Raw genomic sequence first — 25,031 nt, 5'->3', positions numbered from 1 at the left:
CATTGCACAGCCCCGCTCATCCTTACGGTTGAGCGGGGCGTTTGGTTCCCTTCGCGGGGGTACCCGCGGGACCTCAGCGGGTCTCGATGACGACCGACTCGATGACGACGTCCTCGACGGGACGGTCGTTGGGGCGGCTGGTCTTGACGGCGGCGATCGCGTCCACGACCTTCTGGCTGGCCGCGTCCGTGACCTCGCCGAAGATGGTGTGCTTGCGGTTCAGCCAGGCCGTCGGGGAGACGGTGACGAAGAACTGGGAGCCGTTGGTGCCCGGGCCGGCGTTGGCCATGGCGAGCAGGTAGGGCTTGTTGAAGCCGAGGTCGGGGTGGAACTCGTCCTCGAACTCGTAGCCCGGGCCGCCGATGCCGGTGCCCAGCGGGTCGCCGCCCTGGATCATGAAACCGCTGATGACACGGTGGAAGATCGTGCCGTCGTAGAGCCTCTTGGTGGACTTCTCACCGGTGCCGGGGTGCGTCCACTCGCGCTCGCCCTGGGCGAGCTCGACGAAGTTCTTGACCGTCTTCGGGGCGTGGTTCGGCAGGAGCCGGACTTCGATGTCGCCGTGGTTCGTCTTGAGGGTGGCGTAAAGCTGCTCGGCCACGATCTGCCTTCCGTTGTCTTGTTGTGCCCCACCGATCCTCGCACGGATCCGGTCGGGCGGGGTCCGGGCAGGGGCGCTGGGCGGCGATCCGTGGCATTGTCGTCGACAAGCTCCTGTTGCCACGTATTCATCCGCTATTGATCCGGATGCCCTCCCTCAGGTGGCGGGCAGTGCACCGGCAGGCATGATCCGTAAAAGGGTGGAAAGTCGAAATACCGTACGCCACCGAGGAGGAGGATCCCGTGACCCGCATCGACAGCGTGCGCGCCGCTACCGGCTCGGCGAAGGACAGCGTGCTGCACGCCGCGGAAGTGGTGGCGCCCTACGCCGACACGGCCAAGGACAGGGCCTCGCACTACGCGCACGAGGCACGCGTACGGCTCGCGCCGAAGGTGTCCCAGGCCGCCGAGCAGGCCCGTGTCCAGTACGGCGCCCATGTCGCGCCGCGCCTGGAGCAGGCTCGCACGCATGTTCCGCCGAAGGTCGACCAGGCCGCCCACGAAGCCGCCGTCCGCACCCGCAAGGCGGCTCGGCAGGCCGCCGACTACTCCCGTCCGAGGATCGAGCAGGCCGTCGCCGCGGCCGGGCCGGTCCGCGAGGAGGCCGGTGCCCGCAGCGCGGCCGCGCTGGTCGCCCTGCGCGGCCAGGTCTCGCCCAAGGACATCCAGAAGCTGATCCGCAAGCGCGAGCGCCGGGCGCGCGCCGGCCGGCTCGCCAAGGCGCTGGCGGTGGCGGGCATCGTCGCGGGCGGCGCGTTCGCCGCCTGGAAGTGGTGGGACAAGCAGGCCAACCCGGACTGGCTGGTCGAGCCCCCCGCCGCGACCGAGGTGCCCGAGCCGGGCCGTCTGACGTCCGTGGACGGCAGCGGCCGGTCCGTCCTGGACCCGGAGGTCCAGGCGAAGGAGGCCGAGGAGGACGCGGCCCGGCGCGACGACGGGCGCTGACGCGGGCCTGTAGCAGTGGTGGGGCGGAAGGGTTTCCGCCCCACCGTGCTGTTCACCCGACGGGGTGGCGGAACCGGTACGGCACGGCTCCCGTGCGGCACAGTCGCAGGGACCCGTCTCCCGAACCGGAGGGACCGCCGCCCTCATGAAGCCCTCCCGCCACGGGCTGCCCGCCCTGGCCGCCGTACTGCTGCTCCTGGCCGCGGCCTGCACGCCCCGCACCTCCGAACCCCCCGCGGCGGCTTCCGCGTCCGGAGCGTACGGCGCGTACGTCGGCTACGAACCGGCCGACGTGGACCGGCTCACGGCTTTCGGCACCTGGCTGGGCGGGCCCGCGCCCCGGGTCGGGCACGTGTATCTGCCGGGCGACCGCTGGAGCAACATCGAGGGCGCGCCGGGCTACCTGGAGTCCTGGGCGGCCTGGCGCCGGGCCGACCCGAAGCGGATGTTCGTCCTCAACGTGCCGATGCTGGAACGCACGGAGGCCCACCTGTCCGACGCCGTGGTCCGCGCCGAACTCCGCCGCGGGGCGAGCGGCGCCTACGACGGCCACTTCCGCGCCCTGGCCCGCCGGCTGACGTCCCTGGGCGTCCCGGACACGGTCCTCGTGCTCGGCTGGGAGATGAACGGCACCACCTACACCCACCGCTGCGGCCCCGACCCCGCGGCCTGGAAGGCGTACTGGACGAGGATCGTCCGCGCGATGCGCTCGGTCCCGGGCCAGCGCTTCCGCTTCGAGTTCACCCCCACCCGCGGCCGCGACGCGATCCCGTGGCCGCGCTGCTACCCGGGCGACGAGGTCGTCGACATCATCGGCATGGACGCCTACGACGCCCCGCGCGGCCTGAGCTTCACCGCCCAGCTCGACGAGCCGTACGGCCTGCGCGCCCACGTCCGCTTCGCCCGCGCCCACGGCAAGCCGTTCTCGTACCAGGAGTGGGGCCTCTTCGAGAACGGCGACAACCCGGCGTACATGCGCGGCATGCTCACGTGGTTCGCCCGCGAGCGTCCCCTCTACCAGTCGATCAGCGACTACTGCCCGCACGGGGTGTGGGGGTGCCGGGGGCATCCGCGGGCTTCTGAGGTGTACCGGGAGTTGATGGGCGGACGGTAGGGGATGGGGCGCGGGTCGGTGAGTACCGGTTACGGCGTCGCGGGCGCCCGACGGACCGCTGGGCGGTGCCGACGGACAGCCGAGCGATGCCGACAGACAGCCGGGCGACGTGCTGCTGAGCCCTGTGCCGGTCAGTCCTGGGCGGCGCGGGCCAGGTCCAGTGCGTACTGCGGCCACCACTGCCCGGCCGGCGGTCCGCCCCGGCAGGTTCCGTCGGACTCCCCCGGCCGCTTGATCCACAGGTAGGCGTCCACGCCCGGGACCCCGGTCTCCGTGGTGGGCGGGCTGCCCAGGGCCCGGCCCGGCGGATTGCACCACGCGTCGACGCCGATATAGGGGCCGTTGCCGTTCCGGCTGGTGTCGACGACGAAGTGCGGGTCGCCACCGAGCGCCTCGGCCAGGCGTCTGCCGTACGACGTCACGGTCGCCGTGGTCTGGAAGTTGGAGACGTTGAGCGCGAAGCCGTCGGCCCCGTCCACCCCGGCCCGGCGCAGGGCTCGGGCCAGCCAGGACACGTCGGTGATCCAGCCGGGGTTCCCGGCGTCGACGTAGACCCGGGTGTGCGGCTGCCGCTTGAGCCGCCCCACCGCGTAGGCCAGCAGGGCGAGGCGGTCCGCGGTCCCCGTCTGCGGACAATCGGCCAGGGTCTGCGCGACGGCGTCGGGTTCGAGTACGACGAGGGCGCCCCGGTCGCCGAGCCCCTCCGCGAAGGAGTCGACGTAGGCCCGGTACTCCCGTGCGTCGTCCGCGCCGCCCGCGGAGAAGGACCCGCAGTCACGCTGCGGGATGTGATAGGCGACGAGCAGCGCGGTACGCCCCGCGAGGGCCGCCCCGCTGGTGGCGGCGCGCACGGTCGGGCCGGGGTTCGCGCCGGTGAGCCAGGTGGCCTGGGGGCGGCCGGCGATCCGGTCCATCAGGGCCGCGTCCTCGGTCCGGCCGAGGCGACGGTACTCGGCGGCCTGGAGCGCGGCGGGAGTGCTCGGATCGACCCACAGGGAGACCGGTTCGGGGGCCGCCGGCAGACCGGCGGCCACCAGCAGGAGGGCCAGGGCGGCGAGGAGACAGGGGAGGGAACGAACGCGGCGACTGTGCATGGGGCATCCGCTGTGCGGTCGGGGAGTCGATCGCTCCAAGGCAGGGGACCCGTGCGCTCCGGGGGAGAGGACACGTGGTCCGATCATGACCCGGCGGCGCCCCACCGGCACCCCGAGCCGGCCCGCCCGCGCACGAAAATCCCCTCCGCCCGCGTATCCGCAGGTCGGAGGGGATGAGGTGTGGAGCCTAGGGGAGTCGAACCCCTGACATCTGCCATGCAAAGACAGCGCTCTACCAACTGAGCTAAGGCCCCGGGACGAGAGACGTCCGCCGGACCTACCGCTGACCGGTGGGCGTCGAGACCAGAGTACCGGGTCATCCCCGGTGCTCCGCAAAAAGATTGGGGGTCCCCGCGAACGACCACTCTCCGTAAGATGCTCGGCGTGGTTCGCTGTCGCGAACCACGGTTTTTTGGGGAAGCGATGGGGAGACGCACATGGACGCCGCACAACAGGAAGCGACCGCAAGAGCGCGGGAGCTTCAGCGGAACTGGTACGGGGAGCCGCTGGGGGCGCTCTTTCGGAAGCTCATAGACGACCTCGGCCTCAACCAGGCCCGTCTCGCGGGGGTACTGGGACTGTCCGCTCCGATGCTGAGTCAGCTGATGAGCGGTCAGCGGGCGAAGATCGGAAATCCCGCCGTGGTCCAGCGGGTGCAGCTGCTGCAGGACCTGGCGGGCCAGGTCGCCGACGGCAGCGTGAGCGCCGCCGAGGCGACCGAGCGGATGGACGAGATCAAGAAGTCGCAGGGGGGCTCGGTGCTCAGCAACACCACGACCACGACGAGCAGTTCGGGTGCGCCGACGGTCAAGCGGGTCGTCCGCGAGATCCAGTCGCTGCTGCGCTCGGTGGCCGCCGCCGGAGACATCATCGACGCGGCCGACACCCTCGCCCCGACCCACCCGGAACTGGCAGAGTTCCTCCGGGTCTACGGTGCCGGCCGCACGTCCGACGCGGTCACGCACTACCAGTCCCACCAGAACTGAGCCCGACCGCCCGGTCGCCGAAGGGGGTTCGGCAGCCGGGCCGAGGGCCGTACGGGTGTGACGGAGGAGCGCGAGGGGGTCGCGCTCCTCACCGGCGGTGACACACGGGGGTGTGCCGGCCGCCGAGGAGACGAGGAACACGGGCCGTATCTCTCATCAGGGAGGCCACGAGGGGTCGTATCGCTCATCGAGGGGGAAGCAAGGGGGGTAACCGCAGGGGGAGGAGCGACGCACAGTCATGGGTGAGGTGTTCGCCGGCCGGTACGAACTGGCCGACCCGATCGGACGCGGCGGCGTGGGCGCCGTCTGGCGTGCCTGGGACCACCGGCGCCGCCGCTATGTGGCGGCCAAGGTCCTGTTGCAGAGCGACGCGCACTCCCTGCTGCGGTTCGTCCGCGAACAGGCCCTGCGGATCGACCACCCCCATGTCCTCGCACCGGCCAGCTGGGCCGCCGACGACGACAAGGTCCTGTTCACCATGGACCTGGTCTCCGGCGGCTCGCTGGTCCACCTGATCGGGGACTACGGCCCCCTGCCCCCCGCCTTCGTCTGCACCCTCCTCGACCAGCTCCTCGCGGGACTGGCCGCGGTGCACGCCGAAGGTGTCGTGCACCGGGACATCAAACCGGCCAACATCCTGCTGGAGGCCACCGGCACCGGACGGCCCCGGCTGCGCCTGTCCGACTTCGGCATCGCGATGCGGCTGGGCGAACCGCGCCTGACCGAGACCAACCTCGTCGTGGGCACGCCCGGCTATCTCGCCCCCGAGCAGATGATGGGCGCGGAACCGGACTTCCCCGCCGACCTGTTCGCCGTCGGCCTGGTCGCGCTGTACCTCCTGGAGGGCGCCAAGCCCGACGCCAAGGCGCTCATCCAGTACTTCGCCGCCCACGGCACCCCGAGCGCGCCCCAGAGCGTCCCCGACCCGCTCTGGCAGGTCGTCTCCTCCCTCCTCCAACCGGACCCCCACGCCCGCTTCCGCACCGCCACAGGCGCCCGCAAGGCCCTCGCCGCCGCCCGAGAACTCCTCCCGGACCCCGGCCCCGACGACGACTCGATAGAGATCTTCGACCAACTCGGTCCTCTGCCACCGGGGTTCGGGGCGGGGGGTCCTGTGAAGCAGGCTCCGGGGGTGGATCCTCGGAGGGTTCGGATGGGGGGAGACGACAGGGCGGGGTACGGGGGCGAGAGGGGCTTCGGGGGTGGTGTGGGCCCTGAGGGTGCGGTGGGCTCCGGGGGTGGTGTAGGCCCGGGGGGTGCGGTGGGCTCCGGGGGTGGGGCTGGAAATGTGGGGGCGTTTGGTGCCGCCGGAGGAGATGCGGGGGTGTCTTGGCCTGGTTCCGGGGGTGGGGCCGGTGCGCGATCTGAGGCTGGGGCCGGGTCTGGTGACGGACCTGAGTACGAGGCCGGGTCCGGGTCCGGGCCCGGGCCCGGGCAGGAGCCTGGTGCCAGGTCCGGGTCCAGGTCCAGGTCCGGGTCCGGGCAGGAGCCCGGTGCCCGGTACAGGCCCGAGGTCGGGCCAGATGCCGGGTCCGGGCAGGAACCCAGGGCCAGGTCCGGGTACGAGCCCGGGCCAGATGCCGGGTCGGGGTACGAACCCGGTGCAGGTTACGCGTCCGGGCAGGAGCCCGGTGCCGGGGCCAGGTACGAGCACGGTCCAGACGCCGGGTCCGGGGACATGTCCGGTGGCGGGTCCAGGTACGAGCCCGGGCCAGACGCCGCGTCCGCGTACGAACCCGGTGCCGGTTACGCGTCCGGGCAGGAGCCCGGTACCGGGTCCAGGTACGAGGCCGGGTCCGGCGGACCAGGTGCGGTGCCCTCTTGGTCCGGCGAGGGCACCAACGGGGTTGCTTCCCGACCCCCCGGTGAGTCGGGAGGAGCATCCTCCTGGTTCGGCGAAGGCAACGGGGCTGGATCCCAGCAGGGCGACGCTGGCCAGCCGCCTCCTCACTGGCCCACCGGAGGAAACGCGGGCAGTTCCTCCCTGCCCGAGGGGCCAGGCGGAGTGCCCTCCCAATCCGGGGAACCGGACAGAGCGCCCTCCCATCGTGGGGAGCCGGGTGGGGTGCCGCCCCAGCCCGGGGGTTCGAACGAGGCGTCCTCCTGGCCTGGCGGATGGAGCGAACGGCCCCTCCAGCCCGGTGAGGCAGGCGAAATACCTTCCCGGCCCGGTGAAGAGGGACGGTCCCCCCGCCCCGAGGGGCAAGTCGGGATGCCCTCGCCGCCCTGGCCCGATGGACGAAACAGCCGCTCCCCTCAGCCCGGCGAACCAGGTGAGATGCCGTCGTGGCCGGGTGAGGGAAACAACCCCTCCCTCCGCCCCAACGACCCCGGCAAGAAGTCCTCGCGTCCCGGCGAAGGAAGCCGACGTCCCCTCCACCCCGGCGAACCAGGCGAAATGCCCTCCCGGCCCGGTGAAGGAAGTGGGCGTTCCCGCCCCCACGGGCCAAGCGGGGTGCCCCCCTGGCCCGGTGAGGGAAGCGGGATGCCTTCTCACCCCCGTGGCGGGATAAGTGAGCCGCCTTCCCACCCCCGTGATGGAGTAAGTGAGCCGCCTTTCCAACCCGGCGAGGCAGCCAGCACCCCTCCCTGGTCCGATTCCTGGTCCAACGGAAGAAGCGCGGCGCCTCAGCCCGAGGCAGGTAACGACCCGTCCGGGGCCAGGGAGATACACAGGGCGCCCCAGCCCGGCGAGGGAAACGCACCGTCCTGGTCCGGCGAAGCCAACCCTGCGCCTTGGCCCAGGCACGCACGCCCAACGCACCGCCCCGACGAGGCCGACCCACCGTCGTGGCCCGGGCCCGGAGACGCCAACTCGACCCCGCGGCACGAGCAGTCCAACCCCCCGTCCTGGCCCGGCGAGACAGCCCACCCGCCACACGCCGCCCCCTTCCGCCCCAACCCAAACGCCGGCACAGAAGCCGTAGACCCCGACGCGCCCTACCCGACCACCACCCCCCTCACCGGCTCGGCGCCCCCATGGTCCCCACGCGCCACGCCCCCCGCTCCACCCCAGCCCCCCTCGGCATCGGGCACCAGCAGCTTCCCCCCGCCACCGGAACACCAGCCCCGCCCACAGCCACGCCCCCAGGCCCAGGCCCAACAACATCAGCACGCACCAGCTCACCCCGCCCGCATCTCCCCCCACGACCCCACACCCCCCACTCACGTCCTGCCCTCCCCCCAACCCCGCGCCCCGCGCTCCCCACACACCCCGCACCAGCTCCGCGAAGATGCCTCTACTGCTTCGTACACCGCTCAGAGCCCACAGGTTCCGCCTCCCGCCCGAGCAGTTTCACGAGCACGCCGAAGCGGCCCACCCGCCAAGGTGGCGATCCCGCTGCTACTCCTGGCTCTGGCCTGCTACGCCGTGGGTTTCTGGGCCCTGACCCAGATCTGACATCCCGACACCTCGACAAGCCCCCCGCAGCCGAGCCGCCGTAGTCCTGAGCGGCACGCCACCCGGACAAGCACACCCGGGCAAGCACACCCGAAAAGAACGACCGCTCAACCGGACGCCCCCGCCCCCGGAGACACCCCCAACCCGAAGCCCTACACCCCAGCAGCCCTCCGCCGCCCCACCACCGTCCACACCCCGAGAACCACCAACACCACAGTCCCCACCCCGATCCCCCCAACAGCCACCAGCGTCATCCCAGCACCACCACCCGCACCGCCACCCGCACCACCACCCGCACCACCGTCACCCCGAGAGGCACCCCCGGCCACCCCCGCCCCCTCACCCAGAACACCCACCTGAAAGATCCCGGAAGGCTCGGACGACCCCACATACCCGGGCCCCACCGTCGCCGCCCCCTTCACCCGCACCCGCAGCGTCAACCCCAGCGGCCCGTCCCCGAACTCCTCGCCCACCCGCTCCGCGAGATGTACGACGAGGTAGTAGGCCCCCGCGAACCGCATCCCGCTCACCCGGCCGGAAACGGCATACCGGTTGCCGTACTCGACCGGCGGCACAGCAGCCAACGCCCCTGACTTCTGGCTGCCGTTGTAGCTGATGCTCGTATCGTCGACGAGCCCGCGCACGGGGTTGTACAGCGCCAGATTCACGGCCCCCGCGACAAACCCCCCGCCACCCGACCCGCCGGTGCCGGAGCCGCCCCCGCCGCCACCCGCCGAACTGCCCACATCGGCCGTGGCATACAACTGCTGCCCCCAACCGACCGGCACCTCATAGAACAGCGTCTGCCCGGGCCGTACGTCGTCCCGCCACACCCCCTGCTCCAGCGCCGCCGCCGAGCCGAACCCCCCGCCACCCCGCACTGCCACGGGCTCCCCGCCGGGCGGCGCAGGCGTGGCCGAGTCCCAGGCCTCGGGCGCGCTGGTCGAACCGGCCTGCCGCAGCCGGGGTTCCAGCACGGGCGCAAGCTCCAGATCCCAGTCCCCCGGCGAGGAAACGGTCCGCCGCACCCGTTCGACGACGACGTAGTACGTCCCGGCGTTCTGGCACAGCGACCCGCCCGACGGCAGCTCACGCGCGCCCCACACGGTGAGGGGACGCACGCTGCGGCCGGCACCGACGCCTGCGGTGTCCGTGGAACAGGAACGCCCGTCGGCGTCCTGGAGGAAGACCCTGACGCCGTCCGTGGTGGCGACGGCGGCGCCCGCGGGGGGTACGGCCGTCGCGGCGACGTACACGGTCGACGTGCCGTCGAGTTCGAGGCGGTAGTACACCTTGCCCTCGCTCGGCAGCGAACTCCGGTACGTCGTCCCAGGCGACAACTCCTCGGCGTCCGCGGTCCCCACCGCCCCGGTGACCGACGGCGCCCCTTCGGCGAACGCGTACGAGGAGGTCGTAGCAGAGGACGAGGAAGAAGAAGGGGAGGCAGAGGAGGACGAGGGTGAGGGGGAAGCCGCGAGGACCAGTCCCCCCGGCGCACCCGCCACCGCGCTCAGCACCGCCCCCACCACGGCCACCCGCCGCCACGCCGTACGCCGCCGCCCCATCCCGCGCCACCCCTCCGTACCCGCGCCCGAGCTCCTACGGCCGCCCGTGCGGACGGCTCACCGATCGTGGCCCATCCTGCCCCGCCGGCCCGACGGCCACCCCCGCAATCCGTACGACCGTCCGAAACCCGGAGCCACAGCCCGCACCGGAATCCGAGTCCGGAGCCAGGTCCAGGTCCAGGTCCAGGCAACACAAAACCCCGACCGCAACCACGGCCGGGGTCTGCTCAGACTCGAGTCTCAGAATCGAATCTCAGAATCGAATCTCGGTACTCACGAACCCGTGGGCACGGAGTCAGTCGCCTCCGTCCACAGATCCTGCTCGGCGCGATCCGCCTGGATCTGGCGGTACACGAGGAGCCCGCCGATGGCGGCCAGTGCGACCAGGAGAAGCTTCTTCACCGCGCGACCTCGTCTTTCGTTGACGTAGGGGACCTCTGGCGCCCGACTATACACACCGACCGATACCGATCGGTGACCTGCGTCCGGGCCCTCAACTCCCGTCCGGGACAACCCAGTAGAAGCGGAAGTGGACCCTCCGATCAGAGGGTGATCACACCTCCACGGACGGTCACTTCGCCCCTTCTCCTCCCGGCTACCCACTTTTTCTCCACCCTTGCGCCCATCCGGGTGGTGTTCATCTGAAGATCGACGCGCCACGGATGCCGGTCCGTGCTTTCGCGGCGCATATACACATCATGAGGAAAGTACGCAAATCGCTCCAGCCCGAAAGTGAGGGACCATGACCCAGAACAAGGTCATGAAGCTCTGGACCGCCGTCATCACGGCCTTCCTCGCGCTGTTCACGGCGCTCGGCCTCATCACGACGACCGCCGCCGCTGCCGTACCGCAGACCGAGCAGGCCCGCAACACCACCGTGGCCCACCCGGCACCCCCGGCGGTCGCCCAGGGGCTCTGGTCCGACGCCAGAGCGCTGCCCCCCACGATGAAGCAGCGCATCCGGGCCGAGGCCCACGGCAAGACCCCCAGCTGCCGCCACCATTCCCCCGCGGACACCGACGACGCGGACGCAGCCGAACTCACCGCGGCCGACTGCACCTGACGCCACCTGACTTCACCTGGCGGCACTTCGCAGTACCTCGCAGTACCTGGCAGCACCTCGCAGTACCGGACCAAGCAGAGCGACAGCCCACCGAAACGCCGAAGACCCCCAACCGGAATCGGCTGAAGGTCTTCGTAGCTGGTGGGGCTAACAGGATTTGAACCTGTGGCCTCATCCTTATCAGGGATGCGCTCTAACCAACTGAGCTATAGCCCCGCCGCGCTTTGCGGGGTGTGTCCCGCGCGCTGACTCCTGAAGATTAGCGCACGACGTAGGCAGTCCCAAAATCGGTTCTCGACAGGACCGTCCCCACAGGTTTGAACCGGGTCACTCGTCCTCGGCCAGCGTGAGCTCGACGCCGCCGACGAAGCCCGCGGAGAGGTTGTAGATGAACGCGCCGAGAGTCGCGAGCGCCGTCGCGAGGACGACGTCGATGACCGCGATGATCGACGTGAACATCAGGACGTTCGGCAGGGAGAGGAACGCCTGGAGGTCGAAGCCGTTCGACTCGTTCGAACCGGTCGCCTCGGAGATCGTCCCGCCGACCGTCGAGAAGACACCCATCGCGTCCATGACCATCCACAGCACGGCGGCCGCGACGATCGTGCAGATGCCGAGCGCGATGGAGAGCAGGAAGCTGACTTTCATGACGGACCACGGGTCGGCCTTGGCCACCCGCAGACGCGCCTTCCGGGTCCGGGGCATGGTCCGCGCACCGGTGCGCGGACGACGTACGGCACCGGCCGGGGCGGCCTGTGTCGGGTAGGCCTGCGGCGGGTGGTACGGTCCCGCCTGCTGCTGTGGCTGCCGTTCCCCCGGCAGCGGGGACGCCGAGGGCTGTGCCGCGGGCTGCGGCTGTGCCGCCGCGTGAGGCGGTGCGGCGGGCGCCGTCGGCTGGGCCGGCGGCTGGGTGTCCGTCACAGGTCCCCCCTGGGATCCATGAGTCTCGGGCGAGCGCGACTGGGTCGCGGGCGGCTTGATGGCCTTGAGCTGAGTCGTGTGCGTGTCCGGCGTGTTCGTTTCTGTCGGACGCGCTGCCGCGTCACGCGCGTCGGTCGCACGCGCGGCAGAGCCACGGCCGCCGCCGTCCGCCTCCGTGCCGGGGGAGGACCCCGTAGAGGTTCCGGTCGATCCGGCGCCCGTGGCTCCGCTCACGATGACTCTCTCCTCGTGCTACTCGGCCGAGGGCGACTCACCCTCGTCCGTGCCGATGGTCTCGGCGGCACCCTCGGCGATCTCGTCGTCGGCCACATCGCCGTCGACCTCCTCCGCCTCGCGTCCCGCCTCGGCGTTACGTGCGATGCCGACCACGGCATCGCGCTTGCCCAGGTTGATCAGTTGGACGCCCATGGTGTCACGGCCCGTCTCCCTGACCCCGCTGACTCGCGTACGAATCACACCGCCGGACAGCGTGATGGCGAGGATCTCGTCGGTCTCCTCGACCACCAGCGCACCGACGAGCGATCCGCGGTCCTCCACGATCTTGGCGGCCTTGATGCCGAGGCCACCACGACCCTGGACGCGGTACTCGTCGACAGGGGTCCGCTTCGCGTACCCGCCGTCCGTAGCAGTGAACACGAACGTACCGGGTCGAACAACATTCATCGAGAGCAGCTCGTCGCCCTCGCGGAAGCTCATGCCCTTGACACCCGAGGTGGCGCGGCCCATGGGACGCAGGGTGTCGTCCGAGGCGGTGAACCTGATCGACTGCGCCTTCTTGCTGATCAGAAGCAGATCACTGTCGGCCGAGACCAGTTCGGCACCGATCAGTTCGTCGTCCGAACCGTCCTCGCGCTCACGCAGATTGATGGCGATGACGCCACCGGAACGCGGAGAGTCGTAATCCTTCAGTGACGTCTTCTTGACCAGACCCGCCTTGGTGGCGAGCACCAGGTACGGCGCCGCGTCGTAGTCGCGGATCGCGAGGATCTCGGCGATCGCCTCGTCCGGCTGGAAGGCCAGCAGGTTGGCGACGTGCTGACCGCGCGCGTCCCGGCCGGCGTCCGGCAGTTCGTACGCCTTGGCGCGGTAGACGCGGCCCTTGTTGGTGAAGAACAGCAGCCAGTGGTGCGTGGTCGAGACGAAGAAGTGGTCGACGATGTCGTCTTCCTTGAGCTTCGTGCCGCGTACGCCCTTGCCGCCGCGCTTCTGGGCGCGGTAGTCCACGGTCTTGGTGCGCTTGACGTAACCGCCGCGCGAGACCGTGACGACGATGTCCTCCTCGGCGATGAGGTCCTCGATGGACATGTCACCGTCGTAGGGCACCAGCATGGTCTTGCGGTCGTCGCCGTACTTCTCGACGATCGCGGCGAGTTCGGCGCTCACGATGCCGCGCTGGCGGACCGGCGAGGCCAGGATCTCGTTGTACTCGGTGATCTTCGCCTGGAGTTCGTCGTGCTCCTGGATGATCTTCTGGCGCTCCAGGGCGGCGAGGCGGCGCAGCTGCATCTCGAGGATGGCGTTGGCCTGGATCTCGTCGATCTGGAGCAGGTCCATCAAGCCCGTACGCGCGATGTCGACGGTGTCGCTGGCCCGGATCAGGGCGATGACCTCGTCGATGGCGTCCAGGGCCTTGAGCAGGCCGCGCAGGATGTGCGCCCGCTCCTCGGCCTTGCGCAGCCGGAACTTCGTACGGCGGACGATGACCTCGATCTGGTGCGCCACCCAGTGCCGGATGAACGCGTCCAGGGACAGCGTGCGCGGGACGCCGTCGACGAGCGCCAGCATGTTGGCGCCGAAGTTCGACTGGAGGTCCGTGTGCTTGTAGAGGTTGTTGAGGACGACCTTGGCGACCGCGTCCCGCTTCAGGACGATCACGAGCCGCTGGCCCGTGCGCGACGACGTCTCGTCGCGGACGTCCGCGATGCCGCCGACCTTGCCGTCCTTCACCAGGTCGGCGATCTTCTGCGCGAGGTTGTCGGGGTTGGTCTGGTACGGCAGCTCCGTCACCACCAGACACTGGCGGTTCTGGATCTCCTCGACCTCGACGACCGCGCGCATGGTGATCGAGCCACGACCGGTGCGGTACGCCTCCTCGATGCCCTTGCGGCCCACCACGAGGGCGCCGGTCGGGAAGTCCGGGCCCTTGATGCGCTCGATCAGCGCGTCCAGGAGCTCCTCGTGCGAGGCCTCCGGGTTCTCCAGGTACCACTGGGCACCGGAGGCGACCTCGCGCAGGTTGTGCGGCGGGATGTTGGTCGCCATGCCGACCGCGATACCGGCGGAGCCGTTGATCAGCAGGTTCGGGAAGCGGGCCGGCAGGACGGTCGGCTCCTGGGAGCGGCCGTCGTAGTTGTCCGTGAAGTCGACGGTCTCCTCGTCGATGTCGCGGACCATCTCCATGGACAGCGGCATCATCTTGCACTCGGTGTACCGCATGGCGGCCGCCGGGTCGTTGCCGGGAGATCCGAAGTTGCCGTTGGAGTCCACCAGCGGCATCCGCATCGACCAGGGCTGCGCGAGACGGACCAGCGCGTCGTAGATCGAGGAGTCGCCGTGCGGGTGGTAGTTGCCCATGACGTCGCCGACGACGCGGGCGCACTTGTAGAAGCCCTTCTCGGGCCGGTAACCGCCGTCGTACATCGCGTACAGGACGCGGCGGTGGACGGGCTTGAGACCGTCCCGGACGTCCGGCAGCGCACGGGACACGATGACGGACATCGCGTAGTCCAGGTACGAGCGCTGCATCTCCGTCTCGAGGCCGACGGGCTCGACACGCATGCTGATGTCGCCGCCCGCTTCAGGGGTGACGGGAGGGTTGTCGTCGGTCATTGCTGGTGAAGATCCTTCCTGGTGCGGTCAGCTGAGACCGACTCAGATGTCGAGGAAGCGGACGTCCTTGGCGTTGCGCTGGATGAACTGGCGCCGGGCCTCGACGTCCTCGCCCATCAGGACCGAGAACAGGTCGTCGGCCTGGGCGGCGTCGTCGAGGGTGACCTGGCCGAGGACGCGGTGCTCCTGGTCCATGGTGGTCACGCGCAGCTCCTCGGCGTTCATCTCGCCGAGGCCCTTGAAGCGCTGGATGGAGTCCTCGCGGATGCGCTTGCCGCGCTGGCGGCCCATCTCGATCAGCGCGTCGCGCTCGCGGTCGGAGTACGCGTACTCGATGTCGTCCCGGCCCCACTTGATCTTGTAGAGCGGGGGGCGGGAGAGGTACACGTGCCCGGCCTCGACCAGCGGCCGCATGAAGCGGAACAGGAAGGTCAGCAGCAGGGTGGAGATGTGCTGGCCGTCGACGTCGGCGTCCGCCATCAGGATGATCTTGTGATAGCGCAGCTTCTCGATGTCGAAGTCCTCGTGGACCCCGGTGCCGAAGGCCGAGATCAGCGCCTGGATCTCCTGGTTCTGGAGGATCTTGTCGATCCGCGCCTTCTCGACGTTCAGGATCTTGCCGCGGATCGGGAGGATCGCCTGGTACTCCGGGTTACGGCCGGACTTGGCCGAGCCGCCGGCGGAGTCACCCTCGACGATGAAGATCTCGCACTTGGTGGGGTCGTTCGACTGGCAGTCGGAGAGCTTGCCGGGCAGGGAGGCGGTCTCCAGGAGGCCCTTGCGGCGGGTCAGGTCGCGGGCCTTGCGGGCCGCCACGCGCGCGGTGGCCGCCTGGATGGACTTGCGGATGATGTCCGCGGCCTCGACGGGGTTGCGGTCCAGCCAGTCGGTGAGGTGTTCGTAGACGACCTTCTGGACGAAGGTCTTCACCTCGGTGTTGCCCAGCTTGGTCTTGGTCTGACCCTCGAACTGCGGCTCGCTCAGCTTCACCGAGATGATCGCGGTCAGACCCTCGCGGATGTCGTCGCCCGTGAGGTTGTCGTCCTTCTCGCGGAGCAGCTTCTTGTCGCGCGCGTACTTGTTGATCAGCGAGGTGAGCGCCGCGCGGAAGCCCTCTTCGTGGGTGCCGCCCTCGTGCGTGTGGATGATGTTGGCGAAGGAGTAGACGCCCTCGCTGTAACTGCTGTTCCACTGCATCGCGAGCTCGACGGACAGGTTCTTGTCCTTGTCCTCGGCCTCGAGGTCGACGATGGTCGGGTGCACCACCTCTCCCTTGCGGGAGTTGAGGTACTTCACGAAGTCGACGATGCCGCCCTCGTAGTGGTAGTCGACCGACTTGACCTCGGCGCTCTCGTCCGCGCCCGCCTCGTCCGCGCCTGACGTCGCCTTGGCCGACTCCCGCTCGTCGGTGAGTTTGATCCTCAAACCCTTGTTGAGGAACGCCATCTCCTGGAAGCGCCGCGAGAGCGTCTCGAAGGAGTAGTCGGTGGTCTCGAAGATGTCCGGGTCGGCCCAGAAGGTCACCGAGGTGCCGTGCTCGTCCGTGGCCTCGTGCTGGGCCAGGGGGGCCGTCGGGACGCCGAGCTTGTAGTCCTGCGTCCAGCGGTGACCGTCGGTCTTGACCTCGACGGCCACCTTGGTGGACAGGGCGTTCACCACGGACACGCCCACGCCGTGCAGACCGCCGGAGACCGCGTAGCCGCCGCCGCCGAACTTGCCGCCCGCGTGCAGCACCGTGAGCACGACCTCCAGGGCCGGCTTGCCCTCGGAGGGGACGATGCCGACCGGGATGCCACGGCCGTTGTCGATGACCCGGACGCCGCCGTCGGGGAGGATCGTCACGTCGATGGTGTCCGCGTGGCCCGCCAGCGCCTCGTCGACGGAGTTGTCGACGACCTCCTGCACCAGGTGGTGCAGGCCGCGCTCGCCGGTCGAGCCGATGTACATACCGGGTCGCTTGCGGACCGCGTCCAGACCCTCGAGGACGGTGATGGCGCTGGCGTCGTACGAGGCGGTGACCTCGCCGTTCGACGAGGTCGCCGCGGCGTCGGTGGACGGGATGTTCTCGTTGGGGTTGCCGGAATCGGCCACGAAGCGCCCTTTCTGGCACAGCACGAGCCAGGCTCGTCGGCGGGTTGCCGGAGCGGCTGCGGCATGTTGCGTTGGTAAGCCTTGATCAGCGTTGCTCAGCGTTTCCCGGGCGGTCCCCACGTTTGGGGCGGGATTGGCTTCCAGTCTACCGGTAGCGCCGACAGTGATGGGGGTTTGCCGGTACCTGAGTCCTCATGTGCCGCCCTCAACCGGCGTCTTCCGGGTCCCCATATACGGAGCGGGGCTCCAAGAGGCTCACAGCGGCACTCAGCGCTTCCGGCTGTCAACCCTTGGCTACTTGGGAGTCAGGTCGCGATTCGCAACAGCACGCGGGGCTACGACAAAGGCGTCGGCGGCGCTCCGAAAGCACCGCCGACGCCCTGGATGTGATGTCCGTCACCCGTAGGTGTCGCCGGGTCCCACGCTGCCGGGGGCGCGCAACGGGCCGTAGCGCCGGGCGGGACCGGCGGGGCCGTGCACCTTGATCAACTTCACGGCGCCGTGCCCGAGATCCTCGTTCAGCCGGGCCAGCAGTTGCGGTGCTCGGAGTCTGATCTCAGTCGCCCACGCCGTCGAGTCGCAGCGCACAACCAGGACTCGTTCATCCTCGTCGTACTTCTCCGGCACACAGTGCAGGGCGATGGCCTCTCCCACGATCTGGGGCCAGCGCCCCATCACCCCGCCGACCGCGGCCGGCGTCTCCCAGCCCCGCTCGGTGATCAGGCGGTTGATGGCAGCACCGAAGGCCATGGGGTCGCGTCCGTCGGCGCGCGCGCCGGAGCGCAGTCCGCCCCCGCGCCGGGCCTGCCGCTTCTGCTGCGCCGCGTCCCCACGCGCGCGTGCCTGTTCCTTCGCGGCCCTGAGCGCCACGCGCGCGAGGTCGACGCCGGAGGGCTCGGCGGGCTGGGCGTTCCCGGCGGAGGCGGGCTGCTCGCCGGGGAGCTGTTCGTCGCTCATACGCGCTCCACCGTCCCCTCGGACACGGAGTACCGCGTCCCCGCCAGCACATGCGGCACGTCGTCGTCGACCGCGGCCGTCACCAGCACCTGCTCCCCGGGCGCGACCAGCTCGGCCAGCCGCTCCCTGCGTCGGGTGTCCAGCTCGGCGAACACGTCGTCGAGGATCAGCACCGGTTCGTTCCCCTCGGCTCTGAGCAGGTCGTACGACGCGAGACGCAGCGCCAGCGCGTACGACCAGGACTCGCCGTGCGAGGCGTATCCCTTGGCGGGCAGCTGACCGAGTTTGAGATTCAAATCGTCCCGATGGGGTCCTACGAGCGTCACGCCCCGCTCGATCTCCTGCTTGCGCGCCTCCGCGAGCGCGGCCATCAGCTGCTCGTAGAGATCCTCACGCGTGTGTGCCTCGCCCGGCGCGGACGGCTTGTACTCCAGGGCGACCGGGCCGCCGCCGGGCGCCAACTGCTCGTACGCCTTGTCGGCCAGCGGCTGGAGCGCGGCGATCAGGTCGAGCCGCTGGGCGAGCAACTCGGCGCCCGCGCGCGCGAGATGCTGGTCCCACACATCGAGGGTGGACAGGTCCATCGAGCGGCCGCCGTGCCGTCGGGCGAGCGCGGCCGACTTCAGCAGGGTGTTGCGCTGCTTGAGGACGCGCTCGTAGTCGGAGCGCACCCCGGCCATGCGCGGGGAGCGCGCGGTGATCAGCTCGTCGAGGAAACGCCGCCGCTCCCCGGGGTCTCCCTTGACCAGCGCAAGATCCTCCGGCGCGAACAGCACGGTCCGTACGATCCCCAGCACGTCACGCGGCTTGACCTGCGAGGACCTGTTGATGCGGGCGCGGTTGGACTTGCCGGGGTTCAGCTCCAGCTCGACCAGCTGCTGCCGGTCGCCCTGCCGCACCTGCGCCCGGACGATCGCGCGGTCGGCGCCCATGCGGACCAGGGGGGCGTCGGAGGCGACCCGGTGGCTGCCGAGGGTGGCGAGATAGCCGATCGCCTCGACCAGGTTCGTCTTGCCCTGTCCGTTGGGGCCCACGAACGCGGTGACGCCCGGGTCGAGCGGAACCTCGACCCGGGCGTACGAGCGGAAGTCGGCCAGCGACAGATGCGTGACGTGCATGGTCGGGCGCGACCTCCCCCAGCTTGTGGACTGTGCGAACAGTCCTGTGGATTACTTCGTCTCGACCGCGTGGCCGCCGAACTGGTTACGCAGCGCCGCGATCATCTTCATCTGCGGCGAGTCGTCCTGGCGGGACGCGAACCGCGCGAACAGCGAGGCGGTGATCGCCGGCAGCGGCACCGCGTGGTCGATGGCGGCCTCGACGGTCCACCGGCCCTCGCCGGAGTCCTGAGCGAAGCCCTTCAGCTTGTCCAGGTGCTCGTCGTCGTCGAGGGCGTTGACCGCGAGGTCGAGGAGCCAGGAACGGATGACCGTGCCCTCCTGCCAGGAGCGGAAGACCTCCCGGACGTCGGTCACGGAGTCGACCTTCTCCAGGAGCTCCCAGCCCTCGGCGTAGGCCTGCATCATCGCGTACTCGATGCCGTTGTGGACCATCTTCGCGAAGTGGCCCGCGCCGACCTTGCCGGCGTGCACCGCGCCCGCGTCGCCCTTGGGCTTGAGGGCGTCGAAGACCGGCTGCACCTTGGCTACGTTCTCCGCGTCGCCGCCGTACATCAGCGCGTAGCCGTTCTCCAGGCCCCACACACCGCCGGAGACACCGCAGTCGACGAAGCCGATGCCCTTGGCGGCCAGTTCCTCGGCGTGCTTCTCGTCGTCCGTCCAGCGGGAGTTGCCGCCGTCCACCACGACGTCACCGGGCTCCAGGAGCTCGGCCAGCTCGTCGACCGTCGCCTGGGTCGGTCCACCGGCCGGGACCATCACCCACACGACCCGGGGGCCCTGCAACGCGTCCACAAGCTCCTTGAGGCTGTGGACATCGGCGAGGTCCGGATTGCGGTCGTATCCGATGACCGTGTGGCCCGCGCGGCGGATCCGCTCGCGCATGTTGCCGCCCATCTTGCCGAGGCCGACGAGACCGAGCTCCATCAGTGGTTCCTTAGGTTGCTGTGACGTGAGGGGCGCTTTCGCACCCATGTCCGAGCCTAAACCCGGACGCTCACGCAAACCTGTGGGCATACGCGCTCAAACGTACGCCCTCACCTGGGGCTTTCCCGGCGGCCGGGTCAGCCGCTGAGGCGCACCGGCATGATCAGGTACTTGTAGGCCTCGTCCGCCTCCGCGTCCAGGGCCGGCTTGCCGCTCAGCAGCGCGGGCTTGGTGGACGTCGTGAACGAGAGCTGGGCCACCGGGGAGTCGATGGCGCTCAGTCCGTCCAGCAGGAAGGTCGGGTTGAAGGCGATCGAGACGTCGTCGCCCTCCAGCTGCGCGTCGACCCGCTCCACAGCCTGTGCGTCGTCGCTGGAACCGGCCTCGAGGATCAGCACGCCCTGCTCGAAGCTCAGCCGCACCGGGGTGTTGCGCTCGGCGACCAGGGCCACACGCTTGACGGCCTCCACGAAGGGGGCGGTCTCGATCACGGCGATGGAGTTGAACTCCGTCGGGAACAGCGAGCGGTACTTCGGCAGGTCGCCTTCGAGCAGCCGCGTGGTCGTACGACGGCCCGCGCCCTCGAAGCCGATCAGGCCCTCGCCCGCGCCGGAGCCGGAGAGCGCCAGGATGACGCTGTCGCCGCTCGTGAGGGCCTTGGCGGTGTCCAGGAGCGTCTTGGCGGGCACCAGGGCCACCGCGGACGCCTCGGGGTTCTCCGGCTTCCACAGGAACTCGCGGACCGCGAAGCGGTAGCGGTCGGTGGAGGCCAGCGTGACGGTGTCGCCCTCGATCTCGATGCGCACACCGGTCAGCACCGGGAGCGTGTCGTCACGGCCCGCGGCGATGGCCACCTGGGCGGCGGCGGAGGCGAAGACCTCGCCGGGGACGGTGCCGGTCGCGCTCGGCATCTGCGGAAGCGCCGGGTACTCCTCCACAGGCAGGGTGTGGAGTGTGAACCGCGAGGAGCCGCACACCACGGTCGCCCGTACACCGTCTGTGGAAATCTCTACCGGCCGGTTGGGCAGGGCGCGGCAGATGTCGGCGAGCAGGCGGCCGGAGACCAGCACCGTGCCCTCCTCCTCGACCTCGGCCTCGACCGAGACCCGCGCGGAGACCTCGTAGTCGAAGCCGGACAGGCTCAGCTGGCCTTCCTCGGCCTTCAGGAGAAGGCCGGCGAGGACAGGCGCCGGCGGACGGGCCGGGAGGCTGCGTGCCGCCCAGGCCACTGCCTCCGCGAGTACGTCGCGTTCCACCCGGATCTTCACTGTTGCCGCCTCCTGCTGTTGCCGGCGCTGCTCGGCCTGCCTGGCTTCGTCGTCTGTCTCGGTGTCGTCGGTCCCCGTGCTGGGAAGGACACCGGGGAACAGTCTGACGCACCCCACTGACAGTAGGTGCCTCTCGGGGTCAAGTCGTGACGAGGGGCAGTCGGGAGCCGGACAGCGAGTTGTGCACAGGACCCACTTCGAAACGGATTCCCAGCTCTCTCTAGTTGGGAGTAGTAGTAGGGGCTGTGGATACCGTGGATAACCCCGTTTTCCCAGCTCAGAGGGGAAATTTTGTCCACTGGCCCTGTGGGTGACGGCGGTGGACAACCTGGGGTCTCTGTGGAGAACAGAAAGTTCTGCACACTCCATGCACAGCCTGAGGCGAGTTCTCCCCAGCGCCGTCCCCAGCTTTACCCACCTTTCCCACAGCCCAACCCGGCACCTTCGTGTGACGCCTTTCACTCGACCCGGTGATCAGGCGCGTCGCGTTGCCGAACAGTGGACAGGCATGTGGAGAAGCCGGTGATCGCTGGGGACAACCGGGCCCAGCCTGTGGGTTGTCGGTGGACAACTCGATGCACAGCCTGTGGATCTTCTCGCTGTCCACAGTCTGTGGAGATCGTTCGTCCACGAATCCACAACCACCTGACCTGCCCTGATGGTTCCTCGACAAGCTGCCTGTGGACGGCGATCTGGACAACTTCGCGGTCCCCAGGATGTGGACGGCAGAAAGTCACCGAATCTGTGGAGAGAGGCCGTAACGCGGCAGGGATTCGAACAGCCGGCTACGACGGCATGAAGAAGGGCGCCCCCGGGACCTCGTCCCCAGGGCGCCCTGAGCGCCGTACAGCAGGCGCTGTCAGCCGTTCTTGATGCGGTTCGTCAGCTCGGTCACCTGGTTGTAGATGGAGCGCCGCTCGGCCATCAGATTGCGGATCTTTCGGTCCGCGTGCATGACGGTCGTGTGGTCGCGGCCGCCGAAGAGCGCGCCGATCTTCGGCAGGGAGAGGTCCGTCAGCTCACGGCACAGGTACATGGCGATCTGACGGGCCGTGACGAGCGCGCGGCCGCGCGAGGTGCCGCACAGGTCGTCGACGGTCAGGCCGAAGTAGTCCGCGGTGGCGCTCATGATGGCCGTCGAGGTGATCTCCGGGGCCGAGTCCTCGCCGCCGGGGATCAGGTCCTTCAGCACGATCTCGGTCAGGCCCAGGTCCACCGGCTGCCGGTTGAGCGACGCGAACGCCGTCACCCGGATCAGCGCGCCCTCCAGCTCGCGGATGTTGCGCGAGATGCGGGAGGCGATGAACTCCAGTACCTCCGGCGGGGCGTTGAGCTGCTCCTGGACCGCCTTCTTGCGCAGGATCGCGATCCGCGTCTCCAGCTCGGGCGGCTGGACGTCGGTGATCAGGCCCCACTCGAAACGGTTCCGCAGCCGGTCCTCCAGGGTCACCAGCTGCTTGGGCGGCCGGTCGCTGGAGAGCACGATCTGCTTGTTGGCGTTGTGGAGCGTGTTGAAGGTGTGGAAGAACTCCTCCTGCGTCGACTCCTTGTCCGCGAGGAACTGGATGTCGTCGACGAGCAGGATGTCCATCTCGCGGTACCGCTTGCGGAAGCTGTCGCCCTTGCCGTCGCGGATGGAGTTGATGAACTCGTTGGTGAACTCCTCCGAGCTCACGTACCGCACGCGCGTGCCGGGATACAGGCTGCGCGCGTAGTGCCCGATCGCGTGCAGCAGGTGCGTCTTGCCGAGCCCCGACTCCCCGTAGATGAAGAGCGGGTTGTACGCCTTCGCCGGTGCCTCGGCGACGGCGACCGCCGCCGCGTGCGCGAAGCGGTTGGAGGCGCCGATGACGAACGTGTCGAAGAGGTACTTCGGGTTCAGCCGCGCGGTCGGCTCGCCGGGCCCGGTCGCCGGCGCGGGCTGCGCGGCCAGCGGACCGGGGGCACCGGTGGTGGGCAGGCTGGAGCCGACGGGGCCGCCGCGGTGCACGTGCCCGGAGCCGGACGGCGGCTCGGGCAGCTCCCGGCGGGCGTCGCGCTGGTCATAGTCGGAGCGCGGCTGGTCGTAGTCGGGCCGGGGCTTGTCGTAGTCCGGCCGCTGGTCGTAGTCGGGGCGCGGGCCGTCGTAGGGCGGGCGCTCCATCGGCTGCGGGCGGTAGTCCTGGGCGGGGGCGCCGTACGACTCCTGCGGATACGGCTCCTGCGGATACGGCTCCTGCGACGGCGACGCGTACGGGTCGCGCTCCGGGAAGCCGAGCCGCTGCTGCTGCCAGCTGTACTCGTCCTGCTGGGGCCGCGGCCAGGCGCCGGGCTCGGGGCGCTGGTACTCCGAGGGATAGGCGGGTCGCGCGGTCGGGAGCTGGTCCGCGCGGGGGCCGGCGGGGTGCTGGTCCGGGCGGGGCGCGTGGTCGCCCTGGGGGCCGGGGCGCTCGCCGCGGCCCGCGCGGGAGTCCTCGGCACGGTGGCGGCCGTAGCTCTCGTACTGGTTGTCGTACGGAGAGCTGTCGTACTGACCGGAGGGGAGCTCGGGCTCGTCGTAGCGCGACGGGGGCCGTGGGGCCGGGGGCGCGGGCGGTGCCGGGGGCTCGCCTGCGGAGTCGTCGACGGTGATCGCGATGCGGATCGGGCGGCCGCACTCGCGGCTCAGCGTCTCGCTGACGGCGGGGGCCAGCCGGCCCTCCAGTACGCCCTTCGCGAATTCGTTCGGTACGGCGAGCAGGGCGGTGTCGGCGACCAGCGCGAGGGGCTGGCAGCGCCGGATCCAGTGCTCGTCCTTGGCCTCGACACCCTGGACCCGGCCCTCACCCAGGAGCTGCTCGAGTACGCGTGGCCACACTGCGGCAAGATCGGCAGGTACGTCAGCCACAGGGCACGCTCTCTCACGGGTCCCACGAACGTGTGGTTGTGGGACGAGTCGGGATTCAACTGGGATGGAGCCGAAACAGAGGGGTCAAGGGAACGAATCGGAGTTCAGCCACGGTAGTCAGGGCGACGGGTGCGGTTCAAGTTGTTGTCCCCAGCCTGTGGATAGTGTCTCCCGGTGACCACTGGTTTGACCGGATGGCGTAGCCGCGCGTACCGTAACCAGGTCGAGTTGTCGATGGCTGCTGCCGCCTGCCTCCGATGGGCACAGATCGCTTCGGGTGATCGGGAAGCGGTGCACTCGGGCGTTACTGCGAGCTACTCGTGGGCGCACGGTGACAGCCAGGACGGCACCCGCCACCACCGATTTATTTCTGGAGCCCCCGAGTGAGCAAGCGCACCTTCCAGCCGAACAACCGTCGTCGCGCCAAGACCCACGGCTTCCGTCTGCGGATGCGTACCCGTGCCGGTCGCGCGATTCTCGCGAACCGCCGCAGCAAGGGTCGCGCCAGCCTGTCCGCCTGATTCTGATCAGGTCATGACGTCGTGCTGCCTACCGAGCATCGGCTGAGGCGGCGCGAAGACTTCGCGACCGCGGTACGACGGGGGCGCCGGGCAGGCCGCCCGTCCCTCGTCGTCCATCTTCGTAGCGGTGCCACGGACCCGCACGCGCCTGGGGAGAGCGCTCCCCCGACGCGTGCGGGTTTCGTCGTGAGCAAGGCCGTGGGCGGTGCCGTCGTACGCAACAAGGTGAAGCGCAGACTTCGCCACCTGATGCGCGACAGGGTGTCCCTCCTGCCCCCCGGTAGCCTGGTAGTCGTACGAGCGTTGCCCGAGGCCGGCGACGCCGACCATGAACAACTGGCCCGAGACCTGGATGCCGCCCTTCAGCGGCTGCTGGGAGGGGGCGCGCGATGAAGTACCCGCTGCTGGCGCTGATCAAGCTGTACCAGTGGACCATCAGCCCGTTGCTCGGGCCGGTGTGCAAGTACTACCCGTCGTGCTCCCACTACGGCTACCAGGCCATCGACCGGCACGGTGCGATCAAGGGAACGGCACTCACCGCCTGGCGCATCCTGCGGTGCAATCCGTGGTCGCTGGGGGGTGTGGACCATGTCCCGCCACGCAAGCGTCCGCGGTGGCACGAAATGCTGCGTAACGCCTGGCGTGCACGTAGGGGCGGGCCCTCCGCCGCCGACTCGGCCACCGAGGGACATACTCCTTCGAGCCCGGCCGCAGAGACTCCGTCCCATGCCCAAGGAGCATGATT

At 69.9% G+C, this 25,031-nt stretch carries 19 protein-coding genes, 2 tRNA genes and 1 pseudogene; 8 read left to right on the top strand and 14 right to left on the bottom strand.

The features are described from left to right. Window positions 1-73 precede the first annotated feature (73 nt). Complete coding sequence (locus G3I78_RS37245; RefSeq protein ID WP_164433069.1) at window positions 74-601, bottom strand: peptidylprolyl isomerase; 528 nt, start codon at window positions 599-601, stop codon at window positions 74-76. A 242-nt stretch (window positions 602-843) separates the two neighbouring features. Here G3I78_RS37245 and G3I78_RS37240 point away from each other — a divergent pair, with 242 nt between their 5' ends. Then, window positions 844-1,545, top strand: coding sequence for a DUF5324 family protein (locus G3I78_RS37240; RefSeq protein WP_164433067.1), 702 nt, complete (start codon window positions 844-846; stop codon window positions 1,543-1,545). A 145-nt stretch (window positions 1,546-1,690) separates the two neighbouring features. After that, window positions 1,691-2,659: a glycosyl hydrolase gene (locus G3I78_RS37235; RefSeq protein ID WP_164433065.1), complete on the top strand. Its 969-nt coding sequence runs from the start codon at window positions 1,691-1,693 to the stop codon at window positions 2,657-2,659. 131 nt (window positions 2,660-2,790) lie between these two features. Here G3I78_RS37235 and G3I78_RS37230 read toward each other — a convergent pair whose 3' ends face one another. After that, entirely contained in the window at window positions 2,791-3,753 is a 963-nt protein-coding gene (locus tag G3I78_RS37230; protein ID WP_164433063.1) for a glycoside hydrolase family 6 protein, read from the bottom strand. Window positions 3,754-3,934: 181 nt separating this feature from the next. Then, window positions 3,935-4,007, bottom strand: a tRNA-Ala gene (locus G3I78_RS37225). A gap of 183 nt (window positions 4,008-4,190) precedes the next feature. Between G3I78_RS37225 and G3I78_RS37220 the strand changes: the two genes are divergently transcribed. Beyond that, window positions 4,191-4,739 carry a DNA-binding protein gene (locus G3I78_RS37220; protein WP_031036313.1) on the top strand — a complete coding sequence of 183 codons (549 nt, stop codon included), beginning with the start codon at window positions 4,191-4,193 and terminating at the stop codon, window positions 4,737-4,739. A gap of 238 nt (window positions 4,740-4,977) precedes the next feature. After that, window positions 4,978-5,874 (top strand): annotated as a pseudogene (locus G3I78_RS37215) (serine/threonine-protein kinase); the annotation flags it as partial. A 2,417-nt stretch (window positions 5,875-8,291) separates the two neighbouring features. Here the strand turns inward: G3I78_RS37215 and G3I78_RS37210 are convergent. Next, a complete protein-coding gene (locus G3I78_RS37210; protein ID WP_164433061.1) occupies window positions 8,292-9,704 on the bottom strand; it encodes a hypothetical protein in 1,413 nt (470 codons plus the stop codon). A gap of 273 nt (window positions 9,705-9,977) precedes the next feature. Next, window positions 9,978-10,106, bottom strand: a complete 129-nt coding sequence (locus G3I78_RS52375) for a DLW-39 family protein (protein WP_003999697.1) — start codon at window positions 10,104-10,106, stop codon at window positions 9,978-9,980. Between the two features lie 340 nt (window positions 10,107-10,446). Here G3I78_RS52375 and G3I78_RS37200 point away from each other — a divergent pair, with 340 nt between their 5' ends. Then, window positions 10,447-10,767 (top strand): DUF6344 domain-containing protein, encoded by a 321-nt coding sequence (locus G3I78_RS37200; RefSeq protein ID WP_164433057.1) that lies wholly within the window; start codon window positions 10,447-10,449, stop codon window positions 10,765-10,767. 139 nt (window positions 10,768-10,906) lie between these two features. Here G3I78_RS37200 and G3I78_RS37195 read toward each other — a convergent pair. The 9 genes from G3I78_RS37195 to dnaA form a co-directional block, all read right to left on the bottom strand. After that, window positions 10,907-10,983 (bottom strand) — tRNA-Ile (locus tag G3I78_RS37195). A gap of 111 nt (window positions 10,984-11,094) precedes the next feature. Continuing rightward, window positions 11,095-11,922: a DUF3566 domain-containing protein gene (locus G3I78_RS37190; protein WP_164433055.1), complete on the bottom strand. Its 828-nt coding sequence runs from the start codon at window positions 11,920-11,922 to the stop codon at window positions 11,095-11,097. 18 nt (window positions 11,923-11,940) lie between these two features. Next, window positions 11,941-14,538, bottom strand: a complete 2,598-nt coding sequence (gene gyrA / locus G3I78_RS37185; protein ID WP_164433053.1) for a DNA gyrase subunit A — start codon at window positions 14,536-14,538, stop codon at window positions 11,941-11,943. A gap of 42 nt (window positions 14,539-14,580) precedes the next feature. Then, window positions 14,581-16,653 (bottom strand): DNA topoisomerase (ATP-hydrolyzing) subunit B, encoded by a 2,073-nt coding sequence (gene gyrB, locus G3I78_RS37180; RefSeq protein ID WP_164433051.1) that lies wholly within the window; start codon window positions 16,651-16,653, stop codon window positions 14,581-14,583. A gap of 372 nt (window positions 16,654-17,025) precedes the next feature. Then, a complete protein-coding gene (locus G3I78_RS37175; RefSeq protein WP_164433049.1) occupies window positions 17,026-17,586 on the bottom strand; it encodes a DciA family protein in 561 nt (186 codons plus the stop codon). Next, window positions 17,583-18,704, bottom strand: a complete 1,122-nt coding sequence (gene recF, locus G3I78_RS37170) for a DNA replication/repair protein RecF (protein ID WP_164433047.1) — start codon at window positions 18,702-18,704, stop codon at window positions 17,583-17,585. Before recF ends, G3I78_RS37175 begins: the two co-directional genes overlap by 4 nt. A gap of 51 nt (window positions 18,705-18,755) precedes the next feature. After that, entirely contained in the window at window positions 18,756-19,631 is an 876-nt protein-coding gene (gnd, locus tag G3I78_RS37165; RefSeq protein WP_164433046.1) for a phosphogluconate dehydrogenase (NAD(+)-dependent, decarboxylating), read from the bottom strand. Window positions 19,632-19,768: 137 nt separating this feature from the next. Further along, window positions 19,769-20,899 carry a DNA polymerase III subunit beta gene (gene dnaN / locus G3I78_RS37160; protein WP_164433045.1) on the bottom strand — a complete coding sequence of 377 codons (1,131 nt, stop codon included), beginning with the start codon at window positions 20,897-20,899 and terminating at the stop codon, window positions 19,769-19,771. 859 nt (window positions 20,900-21,758) lie between these two features. After that, window positions 21,759-23,765 carry a chromosomal replication initiator protein DnaA gene (dnaA, locus tag G3I78_RS37155; RefSeq protein WP_164433044.1) on the bottom strand — a complete coding sequence of 669 codons (2,007 nt, stop codon included), beginning with the start codon at window positions 23,763-23,765 and terminating at the stop codon, window positions 21,759-21,761. A 383-nt stretch (window positions 23,766-24,148) separates the two neighbouring features. On the opposite strand from dnaA, the gene rpmH reads away from it, so the two are divergent. The 3 genes from rpmH to yidD are packed head-to-tail and all read left to right on the top strand — an operon-like array spanning window position 24,149 to window position 25,029. Continuing rightward, the gene (rpmH, locus tag G3I78_RS37150; protein ID WP_005482975.1) at window positions 24,149-24,286 is read left to right on the top strand and encodes a 50S ribosomal protein L34; all 138 of its coding nucleotides are present in this window, start codon (window positions 24,149-24,151) and stop codon (window positions 24,284-24,286) included. Window positions 24,287-24,307: 21 nt separating this feature from the next. Continuing rightward, window positions 24,308-24,679, top strand: coding sequence for a ribonuclease P protein component (rnpA, locus tag G3I78_RS37145; protein ID WP_164433043.1), 372 nt, complete (start codon window positions 24,308-24,310; stop codon window positions 24,677-24,679). After that, window positions 24,676-25,029 (top strand): membrane protein insertion efficiency factor YidD, encoded by a 354-nt coding sequence (gene yidD / locus G3I78_RS37140; RefSeq protein ID WP_164433042.1) that lies wholly within the window; start codon window positions 24,676-24,678, stop codon window positions 25,027-25,029. Before rnpA ends, yidD begins: the two co-directional genes overlap by 4 nt. The last annotated feature ends 2 nt before the right edge of the window (window positions 25,030-25,031 follow it).

It is taken from the genome of Streptomyces sp. SID13726 (genome assembly GCF_010548375.1).
In the GTDB taxonomy this organism is placed as follows: domain Bacteria; phylum Actinomycetota; class Actinomycetes; order Streptomycetales; family Streptomycetaceae; genus Streptomyces.
The sequence above is the reverse complement of the archived record's forward strand: the minus strand, read 5'-3'. Positions and strand labels throughout refer to the sequence as shown.

Bases quoted from the DNA above. Each gene is read 5' to 3' on its own strand.
- recF (WP_164433047.1), bottom strand. From the start codon at position 18,704: ATGCACGTCACGCATCTGTCGCTGGCCGACTTCCGCTCGTACGCCCGG.
- yidD (WP_164433042.1), top strand. From the start codon at position 24,676: ATGAAGTACCCGCTGCTGGCGCTGATCAAGCTGTACCAGTGGACCATC.
- gnd (WP_164433046.1), bottom strand. From the start codon at position 19,631: ATGGAGCTCGGTCTCGTCGGCCTCGGCAAGATGGGCGGCAACATGCGC.
- G3I78_RS37235 (WP_164433065.1), top strand. From the start codon at position 1,691: ATGAAGCCCTCCCGCCACGGGCTGCCCGCCCTGGCCGCCGTACTGCTG.
- G3I78_RS37175 (WP_164433049.1), bottom strand. From the start codon at position 17,586: ATGAGCGACGAACAGCTCCCCGGCGAGCAGCCCGCCTCCGCCGGGAAC.
- G3I78_RS37210 (WP_164433061.1), bottom strand. From the start codon at position 9,704: ATGGGGCGGCGGCGTACGGCGTGGCGGCGGGTGGCCGTGGTGGGGGCG.
- G3I78_RS37200 (WP_164433057.1), top strand. From the start codon at position 10,447: ATGACCCAGAACAAGGTCATGAAGCTCTGGACCGCCGTCATCACGGCC.
- gyrA (WP_164433053.1), bottom strand. From the start codon at position 14,538: ATGACCGACGACAACCCTCCCGTCACCCCTGAAGCGGGCGGCGACATC.
- G3I78_RS37230 (WP_164433063.1), bottom strand. From the start codon at position 3,753: ATGCACAGTCGCCGCGTTCGTTCCCTCCCCTGTCTCCTCGCCGCCCTG.
- G3I78_RS37220 (WP_031036313.1), top strand. From the start codon at position 4,191: ATGGACGCCGCACAACAGGAAGCGACCGCAAGAGCGCGGGAGCTTCAG.